The organism is Rhizobium sp. AB2/73, from assembly GCF_020871915.1.
Taxonomy (GTDB): domain Bacteria; phylum Pseudomonadota; class Alphaproteobacteria; order Rhizobiales; family Rhizobiaceae; genus Rhizobium; species Rhizobium dioscoreae.
In genome coordinates this window covers 2,429,426-2,452,674 of sequence record NZ_CP067071.1, presented here as the reverse complement: position 1 = coordinate 2,452,674, position 23,249 = coordinate 2,429,426, and the positions used below count along the sequence as shown (strand labels likewise).

Below are 23,249 nucleotides of genomic sequence, written 5' to 3'. Positions count from 1 at the left end.
CACGCCGGTCGTCGCGACCGGCGCAGTCTCATTTCAATAATGATCTTTTGATCACGCTTTGGGAATCGGCAGTTCGGTCACGGTGGAGGAGCCTGCCGGCGCCTTGCTGCCGAACCACTTCTCGTGGATCTTATCCAGCGTGCCGTCCTTCTTCATCGCGGTGATCGCATCGTTGATCTTGGCGACGAGTGGCGAATCCTTGGTCATCATCAGGCCGTATTGTTCGCCGGTCTTGATGCGATCCTTGATGGCGAAGCCCTTGGTCTTGACGAAGAGATACTGCATGCCCGGGATATCGCTGACGACGGCGTCGATGCGGCCTGCGCCGAGATCGAGGAACATGTCCTGCTGCGAATTGTAGCCCTTGACGTCGGCAAAGCCTTGTGCGGCCTTGTTGTCGTTGGCCCATTTTTCACCCGTCGAACCCGACAGCACGCCGACGACAGTGCCCTTGAGATCGGCAAGCGATTTGATTTTGCTGCTTTCTTTCGTGGCGACGCCCATGTCGGAGTCGTAATAAGGCTGGGTGAAGGACTGCGACTTCAGGCGTTCCGGCGTAATCGTGATGGACGAGATCGCCACGTCGATGCGCTTGGAACTGGTTGCCGCAAACAGGGCCTGAAAGCCGTAGTCGGCGATATTAGTGGTCATGCCGGCTCGCTTGGCCGCTTCGTTGACGATGTCGACCTCGAAGCCTTCGAAGCCGCCATTGGCGGTCTTGTATTCGAAGGGCGGGTTGTTGGGATAGGAGCCGACGTTCAGCACATCGGCAGCGTAGGCGAAGTGGCTTCCGCCGGCCAAGCCGACGGCGGTCGCAAGGACCAGCAGACTGCGACGAGTAATGGGCATTTTCTTGGTCTCCCTCTGGTTATAGCTGCGGGCTTTTCCTCTCACCCGCGGGGTATTCCGTCCGCCCGACCGGCGGCCGTATCATGTCATGGCGTTGACCATGCGATCGAGCGCGATGCGCATCTGTTCGGTTTCGCGGAACGTGCACATGCGCAGGAATGCGCGTGATGCCTCGCCGAAGTGATATCCAGGCGCCAGGCCGACCCGGGCCGTTTCGAGAATGCGCTCGCACAGGGCCGTTGCATCGGGCTCGCCCTGGAGCGCGAAGAAGGCATACATGCCGCCGCGCGGCTTTTCCGGCAGGATAATGCCGGGTATTTTCGGCAGCTTCTCATAGGCCAGATCGAGGCCCGCCTTGATGCGCCCGCGGATTTCTGAAACCAGCGGCTCGCCTTCACGAAGGGCGGCGGCGGCACCTGCCTGAACCATGGCCGAGGTGCCACTGTTGATATACTGCGTCATGGCGCCGAGCTGGTCGGCAACGGCAGACGGATGCGTCAGCCAGCCGACGCGCCAGCCGGTCATCGCCCAGGCTTTCGAGAAGCTGTTGATCGCAATGACGCGATCGCCGTCCTCGGCCACCTGCAGTATCGAAGGGGCAATGTCGCCATCGAAATAGAGGCGGGCATAGACCTCGTCGGAGATGATCCAGATGCCGGTGCGGCGGCTGAAATCCAGCAGCGCCTGCATTTCCTCGCGTGACGCTGTCCAGCCCGTGGGGTTGGAGGGCGTCGAGAGGAATATGGCTCGCGTGCGGGCATCGCAGCTGGCGAAAAGCCTGTCGAGATCGAGACGCCAATCGGTATCGAAATCGAGCGACACGGCGCGCGGCTCGCCACCAATCAGATGAATGGCGTTATGGATGTTCGGCCATTGCGGTGCGACATAAACGACATTGGTGCCGACATCGACGAGCAGTTCAAGCGCCATATAAAGCGCCTGCATGCCGCCGGGAGCGACCGTCGTGCGTTCGATCGGGATCGCGCGGCCGTGCCAATACGTCTGATAGTCCGACAATGCTTCGTTCAGCGTCGCCAGGCCGCGCATGTTCGGAACATAGAAGGTTGCGCCATCGTCGAGCGCTTTCTTCGCAGCATCGCGGATGAACTCCGGCGTCACGATATCGCCTTCGCCGAACCAGAGCGGAATGACGCCGCCGAGTTCGCGGGCGCGCTTGGCAAGCACGGCGATATTGTCGGTGCGCATGTCGCGGATCTGGGCGCGAATGCCTTCTAGGGCATCTCGGCCCGTCATCGCGTTCGGCAGGTTATGCTGCGGTAGAGACAAGAAATTTCCCCTGGGAATTCTGTATTGGAGGGTTCAAACGGCTGCGGTAGCTTTCACTTGAGCAACCCCTCAATTTCGAATGGTTATCCAAAAACACCGGTATTTCAAGAATAAATTTTAAGCTTAAAAAGCCTACCTCCTCCTCGATTTTCTATTGCCAATCGAAGTGGTAACGCTCTGAAAGAAATCATCTTTCTTTCGTCGCCTTCCCATACTTGACCTGTTTTGCGGCATCGACCCCGGCGGCCAGGCTGGCGCCGAGAAACATCGTGTCGCTCGCGAGAATGAAGAAGCTGATACCGGCTTCGGACCATGCGCCGATATCATCGGGCGAGGGGCGGAAGATGCCGACTGCGCGGCCGGCGGTCAAAGCGGTTTCGGTGATGGCTCTGATCGCGGCGTCGAGCCTGTCCTTGCCCGCCGGTCCCATGGCGTCGATTGAAACGGAGAGGTCGCCGGGGCCGATGAAGATCAGGTCGATGCCATCGACGGCGGCGATCTCGGCCATATTGGCAAGCCCCTCGGCCGTCTCGACCTGGATCGCAAGCAGCAGTTCTTCATTGGCTTTCGCGAGATAGTCCGGAATGCGGTAGCCATAGGCGGCTGCACGACCCGGGCCGACGCCTCGCGCGCCGAGCGGGGGATAGCGGGTGGCCTTCACGGCAGCACGAGCCTGCTCCGCCGTTGAAACGCGGGGCACGAGAACGCCTGCGGCACCAGCATCCAGCGCAGCGGCAATATCTTCTGCCGTATGCCCGGGCACGCGCACCATGGCAGGAACGCGATAGACGTCGGCGGCGCGGATCAGATCTTCGATACGCTCGCGACTGATCTGCGAATGCTCCCAATCGATGCAGAGGAAATCGACGCCGGAAGCTGCCGTTACTTCGATGGCGACCGGATGCGGAATAGCCGCAAACGTACCAATCAGCAGCTTCTGCTCGATACAGTTCCGGCGGAAATCGCTCATCGTCATCCTCATTTTGGCGGTCTCCCGACGAGGGATAAACCGAAAGATACAACTGCGAAACGGCAATCTGTTGTGCGTTCGAAACAGTTTCCCGTGCCATCAAGCGGCGGCACCGGGGCATTGCGGTGGCGGAGTTGTTCGGGCGCCGCCACCGCTCACAGGCGCGGCTTACTTGCGCCGCGCCATGATCTCGGTCAGGACCGCGTCAAACCTCGCGATCTCCTCGACCTTGTTATAATGCACCAGCGACACGCGGATGGCACCCGTTTCCATGGATAAACCAAGGCGCTTCATCAGGCGTGGTGCGAACATGTGGCCGTCACGCAGGCCGATGCGCTGCTTGCCCATCTCGTCTGCGAATTCCTGTGGCGTGATGCCTGGCATGTTGAAGCAGATCGTGGGAACGCGTTGCTCCAGGCGGCTCTCGTCAGAGATGCCGTAGATCGTGGCGCCGTGGCGCTTCAGAACAGCGATCATCTCGCGCGAGAGCATCAACTCGTATTGGCGGATTGCACCCATGGCGGCGGCGAGCGCTTGGCGGCGGCTATGGTCACCGGTCGGCAGGAAACGACGGCCGAGCCCTTCGAGATATTTGACCGCGGCGTTCATGCCAGCGACGTTCTCATAGGTGAAGGTGCCGACCTCGATCTTATAGGGCGGGACGTCCGGAATGAAGTCTTCCTTGAATGTGGGAAGCTTGACCAGCGCGTCGTAGCGGCCCCAGAGGAAGCCCATATGCGGCGAGAAATTCTTGTAGCCGGAGCAGACGAGATAGTCGCAACCCCAGGCCTGCACGTCGATCAGGCCATGCGGGCCGTAATGGACGCAATCGAGAAAGGTTTCGGCGCCGGCAGCTTGCGCCAGTTTGCAGACAGCGGCGACATCGACGATCGTGCCGATGGAATGCGCGGTGACGGTGCAGGCGACGAGGCGGGTCTTGTCGTTCAGCAGCGGCTTTAGATCTTCCACATGTAGCGTGCCGTCCTCGCGCATGCGCCACCAGACGATCTTGGCGCCATCGGCTTCCAGCGCCATCCAGGTGGCGATGTTGGCATCGTGATCCATGTCGGTGACGACGATCTCGTTGCGCTCCCCAAGCAGCTTGGCAATGCCGAGGCTCACAAGCCGGATGAAGGAGGTGGCGTTCTGGCCGAAGGAGATTTCCTCTGGGCGATAGGCGTTCACCAGCATGGCGACGCTTTCGCGGGCTTCTTCCAGATTGCGGTCGACACCCTGGCTGTGCTGGTATTTCGCCATGCGCTGTACGTTGAAATCGATGAGGTGATTGGCAACAGCATCGACGACACACTGCGGCACCTGCGCACCGCCCGCATTATCGAGAAAGACGAAATCGCCCGCCTTCCGGATGGCCGGGAACATGGCACGGACCTCGTCGACCGGGAAGCTGTTGTGACCGGCGAATTGCGATGCGGTAGCGGCGGAGCTCATGGGGATCTCGCTCTGGCTGTTGGGATTGGAACCTCAATTTTGATCATTTGATCACAAAATACTTTAAGGTTCAACCAAATTTCTGAATCTCTTCTGGCAAGCTTAGCGGCGGCCGGAGCCGGAGCCTTTGCGCGGCTCGTCCTGCGTGGCCGGGCAATAATCCTGCAGGATTTCGTGCGTGCGTCTGATATCGGCGACGACGCCGTCGCGAGCTGCGGCGAAGTCTCCCGCCTTCAACGCCTTCACGATGGCAACATGCTCGCCGGCAGGGTCAAGCTCGCCGCTGCGCATCAAAGGTTCGACGGAGGCTGAGAGCATGCGCATATAGGGGCCGAAACGCAGCCATAAGGTCTCGATCAGCTGCAGCAGTACCTCAGAGCCAGAGGCGCGGTAGATGGTGAAGTGGAACTGCTGGTTCTTGGCCATCAGGTCGTAGATGTTGGCGCCGAGGCCGATCACATGCTGCTCGCCGGCGATGCGCTCCAGTGCGGCGATATCTGTCGGGGTCAGGTTCGGGATGCCGAGCTCGGCGGCGAGCCCTTCCACGGCGATGCGGGCGCGGCAGAGATCGTCCAGGCGGGCAAGCGTGACGATGGGGATGCGGGCCGAGCCGTTGGCGGCAATCTCAAGCGCATTTTCCGCCGCCAGCCGGCGCAGGGCTTCGCGCACCGGCATATTGCTGGTGCCGAAGGTTTCGGCGAGCGAGGCGATGGTCAGCGTCTGGCCGGGATCGAAATTGCCTGCCATCAGCGCGTTTCGCAGCTGCTGATAGACGCTCTCCTGGATCGTCGTTCTGGAGGACACCGGTTCCAGGGCTATGCGCACGCTTGTTTCCTCTCCGTCGTTCGGGACTCGTTCATGGTAGAACGAAGGGCAGGCGAAAGGAAAGGGGCCTCTCGGAGCGGCCGTCAGGCTTCCTCGGTTTCCCAGCGGTCGTCATCGGCCGGATCATTCTTCGTCCGAGGCTTGTGTAAGCCGAGCCCAACGCCGATGAGGGCGAGTGCCCCGCCGATAGCGTGATAGTAATACAGTTGTTCTCCAAGCAGCGCCCAGGCCAGCGCTGCAACGACGATTGGCAGGAGATTGATCAGCAGCGACGTCCGGCCTGCTCCGAGCCTCTGAATGCCGATCATCCAGCAGAGGGGCGCGAGGAGAGAGGTCGGGATCGCGGCGTAGAGGATCAGCGGCAGGTTGGCCGTGGTGATCGGCGAGATATCGCCCATCAGGAAGATCGGGATCAGCAACAGGGTCGAAAAGCCGATCTGCCAGAAAAGCTGCTGCCACATCGGAAACGGCATCGCCCACCGTCTCAGCATCACGCCGTAAAGCGCATTCGAAAGGACGGCAACGATCATCAGGCCATCGCCGATATGGAATCCGCCATTCGCAAGACGCATCGGATCGCCCTGCGATGTCAAATAGACGAGTCCGATCAATGAAATGCTGCCGCCCATAAGGCTTGTCACAGTCAGTTTTTCAGCGGCCAGCAGGCTTGCGAAAAACGTCGACAGCAACGGCATCAGAGCAACAATGACGCCCATATTGACGGCGGAGGTGGTCTTGGCGGCCTCATAGGCAAGGCTCTGGTAGATCACCATGCCGAGTGCGCCGAGAATGGCAAGTTTCAGCCAGTACTCGCGTATCAGCGCGCGGTTGCGCCATGCTGTGCGGCCAACAAAGGGCAGGAGGACGATGAAGGCGAGCAACCAGCGGTAGAAAGAGATGGAACCCGGAGATATCACGCCGGCGGATGCCTTGGTGACAACGGTATTGCCGGACCAGATGAGCACCGTCAGCAGGGGCGCGAGCCCGGCGGTGCTTATTATGGATGCGGAAGCATTCTGCTCGGTGCTCATATGAATAGTCTCTGCGTCTTCTGGCTTCGGGCGAAACAAAGGAAGGCGGAAAGGGCTCGCCGTTCCGAAGGTTTTCTACCGCTTGTCCGAATTCCGGTATATAACGAGATTAAGACAAGTGGTAGTGAAATGAGGACATGTCCAGCAAGCCTCCACGCATTGAGGGCGACCCGCCGAATCCGGTTTCCTTCCGAACCGAGAATTATGAGGCGGGTACGGTTTTCCCCAAAAAGAGCCAGCCCTGGGGCGAGCTCAATTATGCGCTTATCGGCGTCTGCGAGTTCGATATTCAAGGCAGGCGCTATCTGTCGCCGCCACATTATGCCATCTGGCTGCCGCCGGATACGATGCATGGTGCTTATAACCAGCACGATCTGCGCTATGTGACCGTCTATATCGAACGCGCCCTTTGCGCCGATCTGCCGGGCAAACCTTCCACGCTCAGCATCAGCCCGCTGTTGAAGGCGATCCTGGCGGATTTCGCAGCCCGCGAGGTCACCATTCCGGAAACTGCCGAGGATCTCAGGCTTGCACAGGTTCTGGTCGATCAGATTCGCCTGGCGCCGCGCTGCGAGAGCTATCTGCCGCTCTCCGACGATCCGCTGCTCGGTCCAGTCCTGAGCAGATTGCAAGCCGATCCTGGCGACCGGCATTCCCTAGCGGAATGGGCGCGCCGGATGGGGACGACCGAGCGTACGCTGTCGCGCCGGTGCCAGAATGATCTCGGCCTTTCCTTCAACGAGTGGCGGCAGCGACTGAAGCTCGTTGCCGCGCTGTCGATGATCGAGGCCGGCGAGCCTGTGCATCGGATTGCAGCGCAGTTGGGTTACGGCAATGCGTCGGCCTTCATAGCCATGTTCCGTCGGCTGACGGGCACAAGCCCGACACAGATGCGCTAATTTCAGGTTTCAATCAAAACGATCTCCAGCTTGCGCAGTTCTTCCGCATCGGCCATCGCGTCGATGACGTTAATCATGCCATCTGCATTGAAGGTGCAACGAAGGGCGATGCGCAGCTGTCCGTCGATGACAACGATGGCACCCACCGCGCCGTTGATGACCGCCAGCCGCGCTCCCCGCGCGCGGCCCTGGAAGGTCTTTGCGACATCCACGCGCCCGCGGATTTCGCCGGCCGCCCCCATGCGGGCGGCAACCGCATCCGGCCTGAAGACGGCTTCGGGATCGAGGACGGCGAGCAGCGCCTGCAGGTCGCCGTCGCGCGAGGCTGTGAAGAAGGCATCGACGACATGGCGCTGGCGGGTAAGATCGGCTTCCATCGTTGACGGCGTATCCTGCACGCGGCGGCGGGCGCGGCTTGCGAGCTGGCGCGTCGCGACCGTCGTGCGTCCTAGAACCGGGGCAATATCATCGAAAGGGACGTCGAACATATCGTGCAGGACGAAGGCAAGCCGTTCGGCGGGGTTCAGCTTTTCCAACACGACCAAAAGGGCGAGGCCGACGGAATCCGCCAGCAGGGCGTCCTGTTCCGGGTCGATGCCGTTTCCTGCCTCAGGCACCATCATCGGCTCGGGAGCATGGATCGTCAGCTGCTCCTCGCGGCGGGATTTGCGAGCTCGCAGCAGATCGAGGCAGATACGCGCCGTGACTGTCGTCAGCCAGCCGCTCAGATTTTCGACGTCAGACCTATCGCTCCTCATCAGGCGCAGCCATGCTTCCTGCACTGCATCTTCGGCCTCCGTGCGCGAGCCGAGCATGCGGTAAGCGACGGCGCGCAGATGCGGCCGGTTCGCTTCGAATTTTTCGGCCTGCCACTTTTTTTCGTCCATCGGTCACATCTCCTCATTCTGCTCCGTCAAACCCATGACGAACGAAATCCGGCCGGTGTGACATCGGATCGGCGGGAAAATGCATCGTCGGAAGATGAGCCGCAACAGGGCTCTCACAATCAGAGGAAAGTATTATGCAAGCTCGTATGAAGAACCCAGTCCTCGTTCTGCCCGAAACTTTGCAGGCGCTCTTGGCCGTCAGCAATTCGATTAAAGATCGCGGCTTGTCGGAAAACATCATGGATCTCGTGCATCTGCGGGTCAGCCAGATCAATGGCTGCAGCATCTGCACCGACATGGGCTTTCGCAAGCTGCAGAAAGATGGCGAGACCATGGAGCGCATCGTCGGTGTCTCCGCGTGGCGCGAAATGCCGTATTTTTCCGATGCCGAACGCGCGGCTCTGGCGCTCGGAGAAGCGGTCACCCGACTGGCCGACCGGCCGGATGCTGTCACCGACGAGATCTGGAACGAAGCGGCCAAGCACTACGATGAAAAGGCGCTCTCTGCCCTCATCGTCGCGATTGCGATCGACAATGTGTGGAATCGCTTGAACTCGACGGTCCGCCAGCAGGCGGGAGCCTCCTGGAATTGATTGTTCGCATCGGCACCACCTTCTTCCACACAGAGAAGAAGGTGGTTTGCCTCTCAGGCTTCGCCGACTCGCGAGCTTGTCAGCAGTTTCGCCAGCCAATCGACGAAAACGCGCACCTTGTTGCTCAGATGCCGGTTTGGTGGATAGACGATGTGCATGGGTAGTGTCGGCCTTGTCCAATTGGAAAGGACAGGCACAAGCTCACCCTTGGCAAGAGCATCGCGCGCCATGAAGCTCGGTACCTGCGCAATGCCCAGACCCATGAGTGCCGCCTGAACGTAGCTGCGGCTGTCGTTCACCGAAAGGATATAGCGCGGGCTGATTTCCAGCGACTCATTGCCTCGTTCGAACATGAAAGGAATCGTCCGGCCGGTTTGCGCGCGGAAATAGCTGACCGCATAGTGGCTGGTCTCAAGATCTTCCGGCCGTTCCGGCATACCATGCTTCTCGATATAAAGAGGGGCCGCGCAGGTGATGAGGTGAATCTCGCCGACGCGGCGGGCGATCAGCGACTGGTCGCTCGGCATGCCGGCGCGCAGCGCGCAATCGACATTTTCGGCGAGATAGTCGACCAATCGGTCGCCGACGCCTAGGTCTATATGAATATCCGGATAGCGCTGGTGGAAATCGCAAAGCGCCGGCATGACGATCTTTTCGGCGAAAGCACCGGCCATTTCCACGCGCAGGCGGCCGCTTGGCAGGCTCTGCGAATTGCTGATGCTGCCGTCCAGCTCCTCAATCTCGGAGAGGATCTGAATCGCCCGCTCGTAATAGAGCGCGCCATCCGTCGTCACCATGACGCGTCGGGTCGTACGGTTGAGGAGTTTCGCGTGCAAATGCGCCTCCAGCGACTGGATGAGCGTCGTCACCGTCGCTTTCGGCATGGAGAGGGCGGCTGCGGCGCGGGTAAAATTGCCCGTCTCCACCACACGCGCGAATGCCCGCATTGCTGATAACTGGTCCATTCCATGATGTCCCTCGACCCGATGAAAAAGAGGTCGATTGTTTGTAATGGTGAATAGTCTGATCGAATATAGGCTACTTATTCTCGAAGCGGAATAACAATATGTTGTTTCTCAAGTTGTTGCAATGCGGCATGGGGGCGCCAAAGACCGCATTTCGAGAATATGGTCGCAAAGCGTGGTAAACCGCTTTTGGATTGGAACATATTCGCTCGAGCAGACAGGGATTTGGGTCGATGAGTGCGCCGTGGAAAGATGTTGTGCTGGAAAACGTGCCCACGGGGCCGGTGGAAGCGCGGATCTACAACGGTGAAGGTTTGAAGAAGGCGGCACCCCTTGTGCTCTATCTGCACGGCGGCGCTTTTCTCGATACCTGTCACGCGACCAACAGGCCGGTGGCGGCAAGCCTCGCTGAGGCCGGCGCCATCGTGGTTGCGGCGGATTATACCAGCTGCAATCAGAATGCTTTTCCGAAGGTGCTGGAATGCGCCTACGGTCTTCTCGCCTACCTCAGCAACAAGCGGAACATGCTTGCGCTGGGCGGAGCGAAAAAATCGCTGCTGTTTGTCGCCGGAGAGGAATCGGGTGGCAATGTTGCAGCGGGCGTCGCTTTAAAGGCGCGCGATCAAATACCCGGTTCGTTGGACGGACAGGTTTTGATATCGCCTTTGCTTGATCCCTTCATGGGATCGAAATCTTTCCTCCAGGCGGAGGAAAGCGGCATGCGCGAGCGCTGGACGGAGGGTTGGAACCGTTACCTGGGTTTCCTGGGCGGTGTCTGTCACCCCTATGCAGCGCCTCGATACTGTTCGCGGCTTTCGGGCCTCGCGCCGGCATTGGTGCTCACGGCCGAGGACGACCCGCTCCGCGACGAGAGCATGGAATACGGCAGTCGGCTGAAAGCGGCTGGCGTCCGTGTTCGCCAGCAAGTCCTTCCCGCCGGGACAGGCTGGCCCACTCTCTATGGCGGGCAGTCGAAGGACAAGCCTTCATGGCAGCAGGATATCTGCTGTTGTTTCAAGGGTTTTGTCGAAGACGTGCAGGCTTGATCGACTAGGGCATGCGGTTCGCGAGGGATGAGCGCGGATTGGACTGACGTCGAAGGCATGAGACCGGAGCGATGGTCACGCGGATGCGCGGTGCTTCGGCCCCTGATTTTATTGAGACGATAGGAATTTGTGGTCCCGTGTCCCAAGACGGGGCCAAAGGAGAGACTAACATGAAGTCCAACGGTAAGAGCTGGGCCCTGTGGGGCGCCGGCATGGGTGTCGCTGCGGCTGTTGCAGGCGCAGCCTTCTATCTGGAGCTGCCGCGCGGCGCTCAGGCAACAGAGGCGGCGAGCCAGGCGGCACCGCCGGCTATCCCCGTTACGGTTGCTGTCGTCGAGCCGCGCGACGTCACATCCTGGCAGGAATTCTCCGGCCGGCTCGAAGCCATTGACCGCGTCGAGATCCGGCCGCGCGTGGCTGGGGCGATCCAGTCCGTGCATTTCCGCGAGGGCGCCTTGGTCAAGCAGGGCGACCTGCTTGTCACGATCGATCCCGCACCTTATGAGGCGGCCGTCGCCCAGGCTCAGGCGCAGGTCGGCGCGGCGAAAGCCACTCTCAACCTGACGAAAGTCGAGGTTGATCGCGGCCAGAAGCTCTTCGACAACAAGACGATCTCGCAGAGCGATATGGACACGCGCGCCAGCAACTATGCCGCGGCGGAAGCCAATCTGAAGGCCGCGCAAGCAACCTTGCAGACAGCGCAGCTCAATCTCGACTACACGCAGGTCCGCGCCCCGATCGCTGGCCGCGTCGGCAAGATCGCCGTCACCGTCGGCAACCTCGTTGCAGCCGGCGCGTCCTCTTCAGTACTGACGACGCTCGTTTCCGTCGACCCGATCTATGCGAGCTTCAGTGCCAACGAACAGACCGTGACCCAGGCGCTGTCCGAACTGCCGGCTGCCGGCGGCATCGTTCCGCCAGTCGAGCAGATTCCGGTTCAGATCGGCACGGCAAGCGACAACGGCACGCCGATCAAGGGCAAGTTGCAGTTGATCGACAACGAGGTCGATGCGGCGAGCGGCACCGTCAGCGTTCGAGCCGTCTTTGACAATCCGGGCGGCCGTCTCATCCCCGGCCAGTTCGTGCGGGTTCGCATGGGCCAACCGAAGGCCGAGAACAAGATCGTCATCGACGACCGTGCGGTCGGCACCGACCAGGATAAGAAGTTCGTCTTCGTCGTGGATGGCGAGAACAAGGTCAATTACCGGCAGGTCCAGCTCGGATCGGTGGTCGACGGTCAGCGAGTGATCGAGAACGGCCTGAAAGCCGGCGAAAAGATCGTCGTCAACGGGCTGCAGCGCATCCGTCCCGGTGCGGTCGTCGCGCCGCAGTTGGCAGAGAAGGTCGCGACCGCTCAGTAAGACTTCGCCTTCTGCCCGTGGGCAGAAGGCCGACATTCCAAAATCACATGATCCGCCGGCGGCTCTCAAATCGTCGGACGGGAATTTTGCATCCGTTCTCACCCCAGAGGGGGCTTTGATATGAACATCTCCAGATTCTTTGTCGACCGTCCGGTCTTTGCCGGTGTTCTTTCGGTCCTCATCGTGGTCGCCGGCCTGATAGGCCTCAGAGCGCTGCCGATCTCCGAATATCCAGAGGTCGTGCCCCCGTCGATTGTCGTGCGCGCCACCTATCCCGGCGCCAACCCGACCGTCATCGCCGAAACGGTGGCGACGCCGCTTGAAGAGCAGATCAACGGCGTCGAGGGCATGCTCTACATGTCCAGCCAGGCGACATCGGACGGCGTTCTTAACGTGACCGTCACCTTCAAGCTCGGCACCGATCCGGACAAGGCGCAGCAGCTCGTGCAGAATCGCGTTTCGCAGGCCGAGCCGCGCCTACCCGCGGAAGTCCGTGCTCTCGGCATCACGACCGTCAAGAGCTCCCCCGACTTCATCATGGTCGTCAACCTCGTCTCGGACGGGGCCGATCACGACATCACCTATCTGCGAAATTATGCGACCCTGAACATCAAGGATCGGCTCGCCCGGATCGAGGGCGTCGGGCAGGTGCAGGTCTTCGGCGCCGGCGATTATTCCATGCGCGTGTGGATCGATCCGCAGAAGGCGGCCGAGCATAATCTTGCCGCCGGCGACATCAGCAATGCGATCAGCTCCCAGAACGTCCAGGCTGCGGCCGGCATCATCGGTGCCTCACCCAGCCGGCCGGGCGTGGATCTGCAGCTCAACGTCAATGCCCAGGGCCGCCTGCGCACGCCCGAGGAGTTCGGCAATATCATCGTCAAGACGGGCGCCAATGGTGAGATCACCCGCCTTCGCGACGTCGCTCGCGTCGAGCTGGGTGCGGAAGACTATACGCTGCGTTCGCTGCTCGACGGCAAGCCGGCGGTCGCCGTCGCGGTTCTCCAGGCGCCCGGTTCGAACGCGATCGAGATCGCGAACAACGTGCGCTCGACCATGGACGTGCTGCAGCAGGCCATGCCGGCGGGCGTCAAGTATGAGATCGTCTACGACACGACGAAATTCGTCCGCGCCTCGATCGAGAAGGTTATTGACACGCTGCTCGAAGCCATCGCGCTCGTCGTCCTGGTCGTCATTCTGTTCCTGCAGACATGGCGCGCCTCGATCATCCCGCTGATCGCCGTTCCGGTGTCGATCATCGGCACCTTTGCGGTGATGTATGTCTTCGGCTTCTCGATCAACGCGCTCAGCCTCTTCGGCCTGGTGCTGGCGATCGGTATCGTCGTGGACGACGCGATCGTGGTGGTGGAGAACGTCGAACGCAATATCGAGGCCGGGCTCAGTCCGCGAGACGCCACCTACAAGGCCATGAAGGAAGTCTCCGGTCCGATCATCGCGATCGCGCTGGTCCTGGTCGCGGTTTTCGTGCCGCTCGCCTTCATCTCCGGCCTGTCCGGCCAGTTCTACCGCCAGTTCGCGCTGACGATCGCCATCTCGACCGTCATCTCGGCCTTCAACTCGCTCACCCTGTCTCCTGCGCTGGCATCCCTGCTCCTGAAGGGCCACCATGCGCCGAAGGATGGGTTGACGCGGATCATGGACGCGGTCTTCGGCTGGTTCTTCCGCGGCTTCAACCGGGCGTTTGGAGCCGGTTCGAAATATTACGGCAAGGGCGTCGGCCGCTTGGTGTCGCGCAAGAGCATCGTCATGGTGGTCTATCTCGCGCTGGTGGGAGCGACCTATAGCCTGTTCACAACGGTTCCAGGCGGTTTCGTGCCGTCGCAGGACAAGCAGTATCTGATCGGCTTCGCACAGTTGCCGGATGCCGCAAGCCTCGACCGTACGGAAAGCGTGATCAAGCGCATGACGGATATCGCGTTGAAGCAGCCTGGCGTTGCCAATGCGATCGCCTTCCCGGGTCTGTCGATCAACGGCTTCACCAATTCCTCGAATGCGGGCATCGTCTTCGTGACGCTGAAGGACTTCGACGAGCGCAAGACGCCGGACCTTTCGGGCGGGGCGATCGCCATGGCACTGAACCACAAGTTCGGAGCCATCCAGGATGCCTTCATCGCCATGTTCCCGCCGCCGCCGGTGAACGGCCTCGGTACGACAGGCGGCTTCAAGCTGCAGATCGAAGATCGCGCCGGCCTCGGCAACCAGGCGCTCGACCAGGCGGCCAAGGCAGTGATCGCCAAAGCCTACCAGACACCGGAACTCACCGGTATTTTCTCGAGTTTCCAGATCAACGTGCCGCAGCTCTTTGCCGATCTCGACCGCGCCAAGGCCGAGCAGCTCGGGGTCTCCGTCACCGACGTCTTCCAGGCACTGCAGATTTATCTCGGTTCGCTCTATGTGAACGACTTCAACGCCTTCGGCCGCACCTACAGCGTCCGTGTGCAGGCCGATGCCAAGTTCCGCGCACAGCCGGAAGATATCGGCCAGTTGAAGGTTCGTTCGGCATCGGGTCAGATGATCCCGCTTTCAGCCCTGCTGAAGGTGGATGCCACCACCGGTCCGGAACGCACGAACCGCTATAACGGCTTCCTGGCGGCTGACATCAATGGCGGCCCGGCGCCCGGGTTCTCGTCGGGCCAGGCACAGGCGGCGATCGAGAAGATCCTGCACGAGACGCTGCCGCCCGGCATCGACTTCGAATGGACGGACTTGACCTACCAGCAGATCCTGGCGGGCAATTCCAGCGTCGTTGTCTTCCCGCTGGCGCTGCTCCTGGTCTTCCTCGTATTGGCTGCCCAATACGAGAGCCTGACCTTGCCGCTCGCCATTATCATGATCGTGCCGATGGGCGTCTTGGCGGCGCTGACAGGCGTCTGGCTCACGGGTGGAGACAACAATATCTTCACCCAGATCGGCCTGGTGGTGCTCGTCGGCCTGTCGGCAAAGAACGCCATCCTGATCGTGGAATTCGCCCGCGAGCTGGAATTCGAGGGCCGCACGCCGGTCCAGGCTGCGATCGAAGCCAGCCGCCTGCGCCTGCGCCCGATCCTGATGACCTCCATGGCTTTCATCATGGGTGTCGTGCCGCTGGTCACCTCGACCGGTGCCGGTGCCGAAATGCGCGCTGCCATGGGTGTAGCGGTGTTTGCCGGCATGATCGGCGTGACCTTCTTCGGCATCTTCATGACTCCGGTGTTCTACGTGCTGACCCGCCGGCTGACGGGCAACCGTCCGCTGAAGCAGCATCCGCACAATGACAACGAACATTCGGCGGAGGTACTCCCGATCGCCGCCGAATAGGGGCCATGCCGAACCGACCTCCAGTCCTCGACAGGCCGGGGCGGGACCATCAGGTCCCGCCTTTTCTTTATCTACCCGCCAATTGCGAATTCAGCGCTGAAGAATTTTCGGTCAGGCCGCCGATTTTCTTTGCATGCTGGCACCATAGGTTTATCAAGCTCTTGGATGATTTGATTGACGTACATCGGGCATGAGGAGTGGCCCGTTGGCGCAAGGACCCAAAGGGCGATAGCATATAGTCCCGGGGCTGGTGCGCCGCATTCGGAGGATAGTTTATGGGCGGCAGGAAGATCGCTTTTCTCGGCACGGGATTGATGGGTGCGCCGATGGCGCGGCGTCTGCTGGCGGCCGGGTTTGCGGTGACCGTCTGGAATCGCGATCGCAGCAAGGCGGAACCTCTGGCTGCCGACGGCGCAACCGTCGCAGATACGGCCATGGAGGCGGCGCGGGGCGCCGCGGTGCTTTTCACAATGCTGACGAATGGCGGAGCTGTCGGCGAAGTCCTGTTCGGCAGCGGCGTGGCCGATGTGCTGGAGGCTGGCGCGATCGTTATCGACAACAGCTCGATATCGCCGGCTGTTGCCCGCGAACATGCCTTCAAACTCGCCGAGCGCGGTATCCGACACATCGATGCGCCGGTCTCCGGTGGTGTGATCGGGGCGGCCGCCGGAACGCTCGCGATCATGGCTGGTGGCGATGCCGGCGTCATCGACAGCGTGCGCGATCTCATGGCGCCTCTCGGGCGCGTAACCCGTGTCGGTCCGAGCGGGACAGGCCAGCTTGCAAAGCTCGGCAATCAGCAGATCGTTGCCGTAACTATTGGGGCCGTCGCGGAAGCGATGCTGCTGGTCGAGGCAGGCGGCGGTTCGCGCGAGGCGTTTCGTGATGCTATTCGCGGCGGGTTCGCCGAAAGCCGGATTCTGGAACTGCATGGCCAGCGCATGATCGAGCGAAACTTCGAGCCTGGGGGCACCGCCCGCAACCAGCTGAAGGACCTCGATACGGTGCTGGCGGCGGCGCAGAATCTGTCGCTTCATCTGCCGCTGACCGAAGCCGTTCGAGCGGAGTTTGCCGAATTCGTCGAAAACGGCGGTGGCGAGCAGGATCACAGCGGCCTGCTGCAGCATCTGGAAGACAAGAATGCCCGAGGAAAGGCTTGAGGAAGAGATGAGCGATAAGGGTGCATCCAAGCGTCGTCTGCGTTCGCAGGACTGGTTCGACAATCCGGATCATATCGATATGACGGCGCTCTATCTCGAGCGCTTCATGAATTACGGCATCACGCCGGAGGAATTGCGGTCCGGCAAGCCGATCATCGGCATTGCTCAGAGCGGCAGCGATCTCACGCCCTGCAACCGCCATCATCTCGATCTCGCCAAGCGCGTGCGCGACGGCATTCGCGATGCCGGCGGCATCCCGATCGAGTTTCCGACCCACCCGATCTTCGAGAACTGCAAGCGGCCGACGGCGGCACTCGACCGAAATCTTGCCTATCTCGGCCTGGTGGAGGTGCTTTATGGCTATCCGCTCGATGGCGTCGTACTGACGACCGGCTGCGACAAGACCACCCCATCGGCATTGATGGCTGCCTCGACAGTCAATATTCCGGCGATCGTTCTATCCGGCGGTCCGATGCTCGATGGCTGGCATGAGGGTGAACTTGCCGGCTCCGGCACGGTGATCTGGCGTTCGCGCCGCAAACTGGCGGCAGGCGAGATCAACGAGGAGGAATTCATGGAGGCCTCGCTCGCCTCGGCGCCCTCTATCGGCCATTGCAACACCATGGGGACTGCCTCGACCATGAACGCCATGGCGGAAGCGCTGGGCATGTCGCTGACCGGCTGTGCCGCCATTCCCGGCGCCTATCGCGAGCGCGGCCAGATGGCCTATCGCACAGGCCGGAGGGCAGTCGAGCTGGTTCTCGCCGATATCAAGCCTTCGGACGTACTGACGCGCGAAGCTTTCCTCAATGCCATAAGGGTCAATTCAGCCATCGGCGGCTCGACCAATGCGCAGCCGCATCTCGCCGCCATGGCCAAGCATGCCGGCGTCGAGCTTTACCCCGATGACTGGCAGGTGCACGGTTTCGACATCCCGCTGCTCGCCAATGTCCAGCCGGCGGGCGCCTATCTCGGTGAGCGCTTCCATCGCGCCGGCGGCGTTCCGGCCATCATGTGGGAGCTGCTGCAGGCCGGCAAGCTGGATGGTAGCTGTCCGACAGTGACAGGCCGGACGATGGCGGAGAATTTGAAGGGCCGGGAGGCGACGGATCGCGAGGTCATCCGTCCCTTCGCCGAGCCGCTGAAGGAGCGCGCCGGCTTCCTGGTGCTCAAAGGCAATCTGTTCGATTTCGCCATCATGAAGATGAGCGTCGTCTCAGAGGAGTTCCGCAGCCGCTATTTGCAGGAGCCTGGCCACGAAGGCGTGTTCGAGGGCAGGGCAGTCGTTTTCGACGGCTCCGAGGATTATCACAAGCGCATCAACGATCCTGATCTCGGCATCGACGAAAAGACCATTCTCGTCATTCGCGGCGCCGGGCCGATCGGTTGGCCGGGATCGGCCGAAGTTGTCAACATGCAGCCGCCGGATCATCTTCTAAAAAGGGGCATCAAGAGCTTGCCGACGATCGGCGACGGGCGTCAATCTGGCACGGCCGACAGCCCCTCCATTTTGAATGCCTCGCCGGAAAGTGCGGCCGGTGGGGGGCTTGCCTGGCTCAGGACCGGCGATATCATCCGTATCGATTTCAATCAGGGGCGCTGCGACATGCTGGTGGACGAGGCGGAGATTGCGCGTCGTAAAGGCGATGGCATTCCAGTGGTGCCGCCGGATGCGACGCCGTGGCAGCGCATCTATCGTCGTTCGGTCACGCAGCTTTCCGACGGAGCCGTACTGGATGGCGCCGCCGATTTTCGCGACATCGCTGCCAATCCGCCGCGGCATAACCACTGACAGGAGCCGGCCGCTGGCAAGGATTGCAGTGCTGCTGTTAATTTGGGTAGCTTGCGCAGCCATTAAAGTTCGCGAAAGGGAGTAGTGCAACTATAATTGGCTGCGGTTAGTTAGTCTCTTCAGTTTCCGAAGGGGGTGGTACTCTTTGGCAGAGACGACATCAGGACGAAGCGAAGAAGAGTTCCAGGACCTTTTAAGGAGGCTGGAGCTGGCGCTGGAGGCGTCTCAAATCGGTGTCTGGCAGCATAATGTCAACGAGCAGGAACTGCTCTGGGACTCTCAGATGCACAAGCTCTACGGGACCGGACTTCACGAGCGTAGGGTTTCCTCCGACGTCTGGATGAACGCGCTGCATCCGGAGGATATTGAAGGGGCCATCCACGACTTCGATGTCGCGCTGGCCAGGAAGGGTTTCTATAATTCTCAGTTCCGCATCATCCTGCCCGGAGGCGAGGTGCGTCATCTGCGCTCGCGGGCACATTATTATGAGGATGCCGAAGGGGCGCCTTCTTTCATCGGCGCGGAATGGGACGTCACCGCCGACGTCCTGCTCAATCGCGAGCTGAGTGGTCAAAAAGCTATCGCCGAAGCGCGGGCCGTTGCATTGGAGCATAGTCGGGCGCGGATAGAACATGCCGCCGATCACGATTATCTCACGGGCCTTCCGAACCGCCGCTATTTCGACCGGCGTCTGGCCGAGTTGCGCAACGATGCGTCTATCGGCACTCTTGCAATCCTCCATATCGATCTCGATGGATTCAAGGAGATCAACGACAAATGGGGCCATGCGGCCGGTGATGCCACATTGCAAAGCGCCGCCGCCCGCATTTCCGGAGCGATAACCGCCAACGACATTGTTGCCCGCATCGGCGGTGACGAGTTCGTGGCCGTGCTGGTCAATATCGGCAGTGTCGAAAGGCTTCAGGCGATCGCCGGCGATATTCTATCGCGATTGCACCGTGAAGTGCGTTTCGGAAACGAGATGCTGAAGATCGGGGCGTCCATCGGCGTGGCGATAGGCCAGACGAGCGGCGCAGGCAATCTTCTTGCAGAATCCGATGTCGCCCTTTTTCAGGCCAAGAAACTCGGCCGCAACCGGGTGGAGTTCTTCACGCCACAGCTCCAGGCCGATCTGCATGCGGAACGCCGCCTGGCCGACGAGTTGCGATTGGCGCCGGTGCTGCGGCAGATCGAGCCCTTCTATCAGATTCAAGTGGATGCGCAGAGCCGCCGCATCGTCGGACTGGAGGCGCTGGCACGCTGGCGGCATCCGGGAAGGGGATTGCTAAGCCCCGTAGCCTTCCTCAAGGTCGCCGATGAATATGGATTTACCGCGGAGATCGATGCGGCCGTGCTGAAGCGCGCACTGGCGGATCGCGCAGCCTGGGTTTCGCAGGGCCTTTCACCGCCGCGCATCGCCGTTAATATCTCCGGTCGCCGGCTTGCCGATCCCGACCTGATCGACGGATTGAGGGCGCTCAGAATACCGCGCCACGCCATCGCCTTCGAGCTGGTGGAGACCATTTTCCTGGATGAACCCGACGAGGCGGTGCTTGCCAATATCGCCGGCATCAAGGAGATGGGAATCGATATCGAGATCGACGATTTCGGTTCCGGTCATGCCTCGCTGATTGGCCTCGTCAAACTCAAACCGAAGCGGCTGAAGATAGATCGGCAGCTGGTGACTGCAGTTACGGTGTCCGAGGAGCAGCGTCGTCTTGTCGGCTCTATCATCGAAATCGCACGCACATTGAATGTCGAGGTGGTCGCCGAAGGGGTCGAGACCGAGGATCACGCGCTCGTTCTGGCCGAGGTCGGCTGCGATGAACTTCAGGGCTATGCTATCGGCTATCCTTCTTCCGAAAGCGAGACTGCAGCATTGCTGAAATCAGCCGAGGCGTCGAGCTCGGGGCGGTCTTCAGCCAGCGTTGCCGCACATGCTACTGAAGCTGCAGGGCGAGGATCAGACCATAGCTGATGGCGCCCAGCGTCAACAGCGATAGCGTCGCTGCCGCGATCACCCGGCCGCCGGCATGGGCGACGGAGCGGATGTTGACCGACAGGCCGAGCGCTGCCATGGCGATGACGGTCAGAATACCGGAAACAGTTTGCATCGGTGTCACCAGCGTATCCGGGATCAGCCCGAAGGAACGCAGTGCCATCAATCCCAGGAAGCCGCAGATGAACCAGGGGACCAGAGAATGGCGATGGCCGCTGCTTTCATTGCTGCCCGAGGCTTCAGCCTTGGTGAGGATGCCGAGCAGGAAGATAACCGGGCCGAGCATCAGGACTCGGACGAGCTTGACGAGCGTGCCGGTCTGGACAGCGAGCAGGCCGACGGGCGCGGTCGCCGCCAATACCTGCGGCACGGCATAAACCGTCAGTCCAGCAAGTGTTCCGTATTGCGGTACGCTCATGCCGAAGTGGAAATAGACGAGCGGCAGCAGGAACACGGCGACAATGCCGAGGATGGCGGTGAAGGCAAGTGCTGCGGCAATCTCCTGCGAATCGGCCTCGATCACGGGCGCAACGGCCACGATCGCCGAATTGCCGCAGATCGAGTTGCCGCAGGCGATCAAGGTTGCGAGCTTCGGCGGCAGGCCGAGCGCCCGGCCGATGAAATAGGTGGCGGCGATCGACAGCACGACGACGATGGCGATGCCGACGATCAGCCAGACGCCGGCGCCGCGGATCGCCGAAAGGCTGATGGAGGCGCCGAGAAGGACGATGGCGATTTCCAGAAGGAACTTGGCGCTGAAATCGATGCCAGGCTTCATGGCCGGCTTCAGCGGCTTGATCGTGCAGACGGCGATGCCGAGCGCTATGGCAAGCACCAGGCTTTCGATCCATCGGCCACCGAGGAGGCCCACCTCAACATGCTCCGCAGCATAGGCCAGAAGGGCTACGGCCGAGGTGAGTGCGAGGCCGGGAAGGATCTCGTTTGTACGTTGAGCGATGGACATGGGCGCCGTCATTCGTTTCTTGTGATCTGGTGACGGCTGGAAAGTCTCATCTGCCGATGTCGACATCCATCGAATATTATCCTATGTTTCATTCGATAAATTAGAATGATTTCCCATGACCTTCGAACAGCTTGCCATTTTCGTCGCCGTCGCGGAGCGAGAGCACTTGACCAATGCCGCCGAAGCGATCCATTTGACGCCATCCGCCGTCAGCTCGGCGATCAAGAATCTCGAAGCCTACTACGGCGTCGAGCTGTTTCATCGCGTCGGGCGGCGGATCGAGCTGACGGAAACCGGTCGTTCCTTCCTGGGAGAAGCAAGAGCGACACTCGCACGCGTGCGCTCGGCGGAACTGATGCTGTCCGAACTCGGCGGATTGCAGCGCGGCCGGCTCAGCCTCTATGCCAGCCAGACCATCGCCAGCTACTGGCTGCCGCCCCTGCTGATGCGCTTTCAAAGCGACTATCCCGGCATCGAACTCGATCTTACGATCGGCAATACGCGAACCGTAACCGAAGCCGTTATTGACGGTGCGGCCGAGCTGGGTTTCATCGAGGGCGAAGTGGATGCCCCGATGCTGTCGATGAAGATGGTTGCACAGGATGCGCTCGTCATCGTCGTGCCACCGCATCATCCGTGGGCTGACGGCCGGCGATTGTCGGCGGCCGATCTTGCAACGGACACCTCCTGGGTGATGCGGGAGGAGGGCTCGGGTACGCGTTCCGAATTCGAGAATGCGGTTGCCAAGCTCGGGGCTTCGCCGCAAGCCCTCAAGGTGGCGCTGGTCCTCCCCTCGAATGAGGCTGTGCTGTCCGCAGTCTGCGCCGGGCAAAGTGCTGCCGCCGTTTCCAGTGCTGCGGCCAAAGCCTATCTCGGGCAGGGATTGCTGGTTCAGGCAAAATTCGATCTGCCCGCTCGCGGCTTCCGCCTGCTGCGCCACAAGGAGCGGCATGCGAGCAAAGCCGCGCAGACGCTTGAGGCGATGTGCAAGGGCTGAGAACCCGGCGAACTCGCTATCGCCGCTCATCCCGTTGTCGGTTGGCGATGACGAGCTCAATTTGGTTGCGCTCCAGCATGGCGCGAATGTCCGTGGGCGGTTGTTCGTCCGTAACCAGAACGTTGAAGTTTTCCGGTTCACTCAGAACGATCGGCGCGCTGCGCCCGAACTTGGCGCTGTCGGCAACGACGATGCGGTTTTCGGCGCGGCTAGCAGCCTCCCGCGAATATTCCGCTTCTTCCAGATCATGCAGCATGAAGCCCGAGGCCGCGTTGATGGCGCCCACCGAGAGGATGGCGTGGCGTACATTGAAGCGGCGCAGGAAATTGGCGGCTTCCATGCCGAAGGTGCCGCCATCGTGACCACGTAGTTCGCCGCCGGCGAAGAAGACGCGATTGCCATTGCGGGTCGCGAGCGCATGGGCGACAGCGACCGCATTGGTGACGACGAAAAGGTTCTGATGCTTCTGCAACGCGACGGCGATGAAGGCGGTGGTGGAACCGACATCGAGGAAGAGCGCATCACCATCCTCGATCATCGCGGCGACCGAGGCGGCAATCATCCGCTTGGCCTCGGCATTCTCGTTCATGCGCAGATGCAACGGCGGCTCGATCATCGAGTCCTTGATATGGACCCCGCCATGCACCTTGGTCACAAGGCCGTTGGCCTCCAGGCTGCGGATGTTGCGGCGGATGGTTTCCTCTGAAACGCCGAGCCGTTCGGCCAGAAACTGAATGCGGCTTGCGCCGCCTGCCAGACGCAGCTCTTCCAGTATTTCGCGCTCGCGATGATTGGAGTGAAGCGGTGGCTGGGATATGCCCGACATGGTTCCTGATCCTGTTATAGGTATTGATCCC

At 61.0% G+C, this 23,249-nt stretch carries 19 protein-coding genes; 9 read left to right on the top strand and 10 right to left on the bottom strand.

Translation table 11 applies throughout. From position 1 onward, the window contains the following. Positions 1–51 precede the first annotated feature (51 nt). From I8E17_RS12165 to I8E17_RS12140, 6 genes are all read right to left on the bottom strand, one after another. Entirely contained in the window at positions 52–849 is a 798-nt protein-coding gene (locus I8E17_RS12165; RefSeq protein ID WP_069611761.1) for an ABC transporter substrate-binding protein, read from the bottom strand. 81 nt (positions 850–930) lie between these two features. Beyond that, positions 931–2,136, bottom strand: coding sequence for a pyridoxal phosphate-dependent aminotransferase (locus I8E17_RS12160; protein ID WP_229002022.1), 1,206 nt, complete (start codon positions 2,134–2,136; stop codon positions 931–933). Positions 2,137–2,323: 187 nt separating this feature from the next. Continuing rightward, entirely contained in the window at positions 2,324–3,106 is a 783-nt protein-coding gene (locus I8E17_RS12155) for an aldolase/citrate lyase family protein (RefSeq protein ID WP_069611873.1), read from the bottom strand. Positions 3,107–3,274: 168 nt separating this feature from the next. Beyond that, on the bottom strand, positions 3,275–4,555 hold the full coding sequence (locus I8E17_RS12150) for a cysteine desulfurase-like protein (RefSeq protein WP_069611760.1): 1,281 nt from the start codon (positions 4,553–4,555) through the stop codon (positions 3,275–3,277). Between the two features lie 102 nt (positions 4,556–4,657). Next, positions 4,658–5,380, bottom strand: a complete 723-nt coding sequence (locus tag I8E17_RS12145) for a GntR family transcriptional regulator (protein WP_069611759.1) — start codon at positions 5,378–5,380, stop codon at positions 4,658–4,660. An 83-nt stretch (positions 5,381–5,463) separates the two neighbouring features. Beyond that, positions 5,464–6,411: a DMT family transporter gene (locus tag I8E17_RS12140; RefSeq protein ID WP_069611758.1), complete on the bottom strand. Its 948-nt coding sequence runs from the start codon at positions 6,409–6,411 to the stop codon at positions 5,464–5,466. A gap of 137 nt (positions 6,412–6,548) precedes the next feature. On the opposite strand from I8E17_RS12140, the gene I8E17_RS12135 reads away from it, so the two are divergent. Further along, positions 6,549–7,310, top strand: coding sequence for a helix-turn-helix transcriptional regulator (locus I8E17_RS12135; protein WP_069611757.1), 762 nt, complete (start codon positions 6,549–6,551; stop codon positions 7,308–7,310). A gap of 2 nt (positions 7,311–7,312) precedes the next feature. On the opposite strand, the gene I8E17_RS12130 is transcribed toward I8E17_RS12135, so the two are convergent. Next, positions 7,313–8,197, bottom strand: coding sequence for a sigma-70 family RNA polymerase sigma factor (locus I8E17_RS12130; RefSeq protein ID WP_069611756.1), 885 nt, complete (start codon positions 8,195–8,197; stop codon positions 7,313–7,315). Between the two features lie 134 nt (positions 8,198–8,331). On the opposite strand from I8E17_RS12130, the gene I8E17_RS12125 reads away from it, so the two are divergent. Then, on the top strand, positions 8,332–8,790 hold the full coding sequence (locus I8E17_RS12125; protein ID WP_069611755.1) for a carboxymuconolactone decarboxylase family protein: 459 nt from the start codon (positions 8,332–8,334) through the stop codon (positions 8,788–8,790). Between the two features lie 53 nt (positions 8,791–8,843). On the opposite strand, the gene I8E17_RS12120 is transcribed toward I8E17_RS12125, so the two are convergent. Next, positions 8,844–9,755 carry a LysR family transcriptional regulator gene (locus tag I8E17_RS12120; RefSeq protein WP_069611754.1) on the bottom strand — a complete coding sequence of 304 codons (912 nt, stop codon included), beginning with the start codon at positions 9,753–9,755 and terminating at the stop codon, positions 8,844–8,846. Between the two features lie 233 nt (positions 9,756–9,988). Between I8E17_RS12120 and I8E17_RS12115 the strand changes: the two genes are divergently transcribed. The 6 genes from I8E17_RS12115 to I8E17_RS12090 all read left to right on the top strand — a co-directional run bounded on the left by I8E17_RS12115 (position 9,989) and on the right by I8E17_RS12090 (position 20,410). Then, on the top strand, positions 9,989–10,801 hold the full coding sequence (locus I8E17_RS12115; RefSeq protein WP_069611753.1) for an alpha/beta hydrolase: 813 nt from the start codon (positions 9,989–9,991) through the stop codon (positions 10,799–10,801). Positions 10,802–10,971: 170 nt separating this feature from the next. Next, the gene (locus tag I8E17_RS12110) at positions 10,972–12,162 is read left to right on the top strand and encodes an efflux RND transporter periplasmic adaptor subunit (RefSeq protein ID WP_069611752.1); all 1,191 of its coding nucleotides are present in this window, start codon (positions 10,972–10,974) and stop codon (positions 12,160–12,162) included. Positions 12,163–12,282: 120 nt separating this feature from the next. Continuing rightward, positions 12,283–15,480: an efflux RND transporter permease subunit gene (locus tag I8E17_RS12105; protein WP_069611751.1), complete on the top strand. Its 3,198-nt coding sequence runs from the start codon at positions 12,283–12,285 to the stop codon at positions 15,478–15,480. A 275-nt stretch (positions 15,481–15,755) separates the two neighbouring features. Beyond that, positions 15,756–16,640, top strand: a complete 885-nt coding sequence (locus I8E17_RS12100) for an NAD(P)-dependent oxidoreductase (RefSeq protein WP_069611750.1) — start codon at positions 15,756–15,758, stop codon at positions 16,638–16,640. 7 nt (positions 16,641–16,647) lie between these two features. Beyond that, positions 16,648–18,432, top strand: a complete 1,785-nt coding sequence (locus tag I8E17_RS12095) for an IlvD/Edd family dehydratase (protein WP_069611872.1) — start codon at positions 16,648–16,650, stop codon at positions 18,430–18,432. Positions 18,433–18,577: 145 nt separating this feature from the next. Next, positions 18,578–20,410 (top strand): GGDEF domain-containing phosphodiesterase, encoded by a 1,833-nt coding sequence (locus tag I8E17_RS12090; RefSeq protein WP_069611749.1) that lies wholly within the window; start codon positions 18,578–18,580, stop codon positions 20,408–20,410. On the opposite strand, the gene I8E17_RS12085 is transcribed toward I8E17_RS12090, so the two are convergent. Next, the gene (locus tag I8E17_RS12085) at positions 20,373–21,395 is read right to left on the bottom strand and encodes a YeiH family protein (RefSeq protein ID WP_069611871.1); all 1,023 of its coding nucleotides are present in this window, start codon (positions 21,393–21,395) and stop codon (positions 20,373–20,375) included. The genes I8E17_RS12090 and I8E17_RS12085 overlap by 38 nt on opposite strands. A gap of 115 nt (positions 21,396–21,510) precedes the next feature. Between I8E17_RS12085 and I8E17_RS12080 the strand changes: the two genes are divergently transcribed. Beyond that, positions 21,511–22,392, top strand: coding sequence for a LysR substrate-binding domain-containing protein (locus tag I8E17_RS12080; RefSeq protein ID WP_069611748.1), 882 nt, complete (start codon positions 21,511–21,513; stop codon positions 22,390–22,392). Between the two features lie 16 nt (positions 22,393–22,408). On the opposite strand, the gene I8E17_RS12075 is transcribed toward I8E17_RS12080, so the two are convergent. Continuing rightward, positions 22,409–23,218: a DeoR/GlpR family DNA-binding transcription regulator gene (locus I8E17_RS12075; RefSeq protein ID WP_069611747.1), complete on the bottom strand. Its 810-nt coding sequence runs from the start codon at positions 23,216–23,218 to the stop codon at positions 22,409–22,411. Between the last annotated feature and the right edge of the window lie 31 nt (positions 23,219–23,249).

What these genes read in the sequence shown, in the direction of transcription:
- I8E17_RS12100 (WP_069611750.1), top strand. Translation starts at nt 15,756, where the DNA reads ATGGGCGGCAGGAAGATCGCTTTTCTCGGCACGGGATTGATGGGTGCG.
- I8E17_RS12125 (WP_069611755.1), top strand. Translation starts at nt 8,332, where the DNA reads ATGCAAGCTCGTATGAAGAACCCAGTCCTCGTTCTGCCCGAAACTTTG.
- I8E17_RS12080 (WP_069611748.1), top strand. Translation starts at nt 21,511, where the DNA reads ATGACCTTCGAACAGCTTGCCATTTTCGTCGCCGTCGCGGAGCGAGAG.
- I8E17_RS12085 (WP_069611871.1), bottom strand. Translation starts at nt 21,395, where the DNA reads ATGTCCATCGCTCAACGTACAAACGAGATCCTTCCCGGCCTCGCACTC.
- I8E17_RS12115 (WP_069611753.1), top strand. Translation starts at nt 9,989, where the DNA reads ATGAGTGCGCCGTGGAAAGATGTTGTGCTGGAAAACGTGCCCACGGGG.
- I8E17_RS12155 (WP_069611873.1), bottom strand. Translation starts at nt 3,106, where the DNA reads ATGAGCGATTTCCGCCGGAACTGTATCGAGCAGAAGCTGCTGATTGGT.
- I8E17_RS12150 (WP_069611760.1), bottom strand. Translation starts at nt 4,555, where the DNA reads ATGAGCTCCGCCGCTACCGCATCGCAATTCGCCGGTCACAACAGCTTC.
- I8E17_RS12135 (WP_069611757.1), top strand. Translation starts at nt 6,549, where the DNA reads ATGTCCAGCAAGCCTCCACGCATTGAGGGCGACCCGCCGAATCCGGTT.
- I8E17_RS12075 (WP_069611747.1), bottom strand. Translation starts at nt 23,218, where the DNA reads ATGTCGGGCATATCCCAGCCACCGCTTCACTCCAATCATCGCGAGCGC.
- I8E17_RS12105 (WP_069611751.1), top strand. Translation starts at nt 12,283, where the DNA reads ATGAACATCTCCAGATTCTTTGTCGACCGTCCGGTCTTTGCCGGTGTT.
- I8E17_RS12130 (WP_069611756.1), bottom strand. Translation starts at nt 8,197, where the DNA reads ATGGACGAAAAAAAGTGGCAGGCCGAAAAATTCGAAGCGAACCGGCCG.
- I8E17_RS12165 (WP_069611761.1), bottom strand. Translation starts at nt 849, where the DNA reads ATGCCCATTACTCGTCGCAGTCTGCTGGTCCTTGCGACCGCCGTCGGC.
- I8E17_RS12140 (WP_069611758.1), bottom strand. Translation starts at nt 6,411, where the DNA reads ATGAGCACCGAGCAGAATGCTTCCGCATCCATAATAAGCACCGCCGGG.
- I8E17_RS12120 (WP_069611754.1), bottom strand. Translation starts at nt 9,755, where the DNA reads ATGGACCAGTTATCAGCAATGCGGGCATTCGCGCGTGTGGTGGAGACG.
- I8E17_RS12110 (WP_069611752.1), top strand. Translation starts at nt 10,972, where the DNA reads ATGAAGTCCAACGGTAAGAGCTGGGCCCTGTGGGGCGCCGGCATGGGT.
- I8E17_RS12095 (WP_069611872.1), top strand. Translation starts at nt 16,648, where the DNA reads ATGAGCGATAAGGGTGCATCCAAGCGTCGTCTGCGTTCGCAGGACTGG.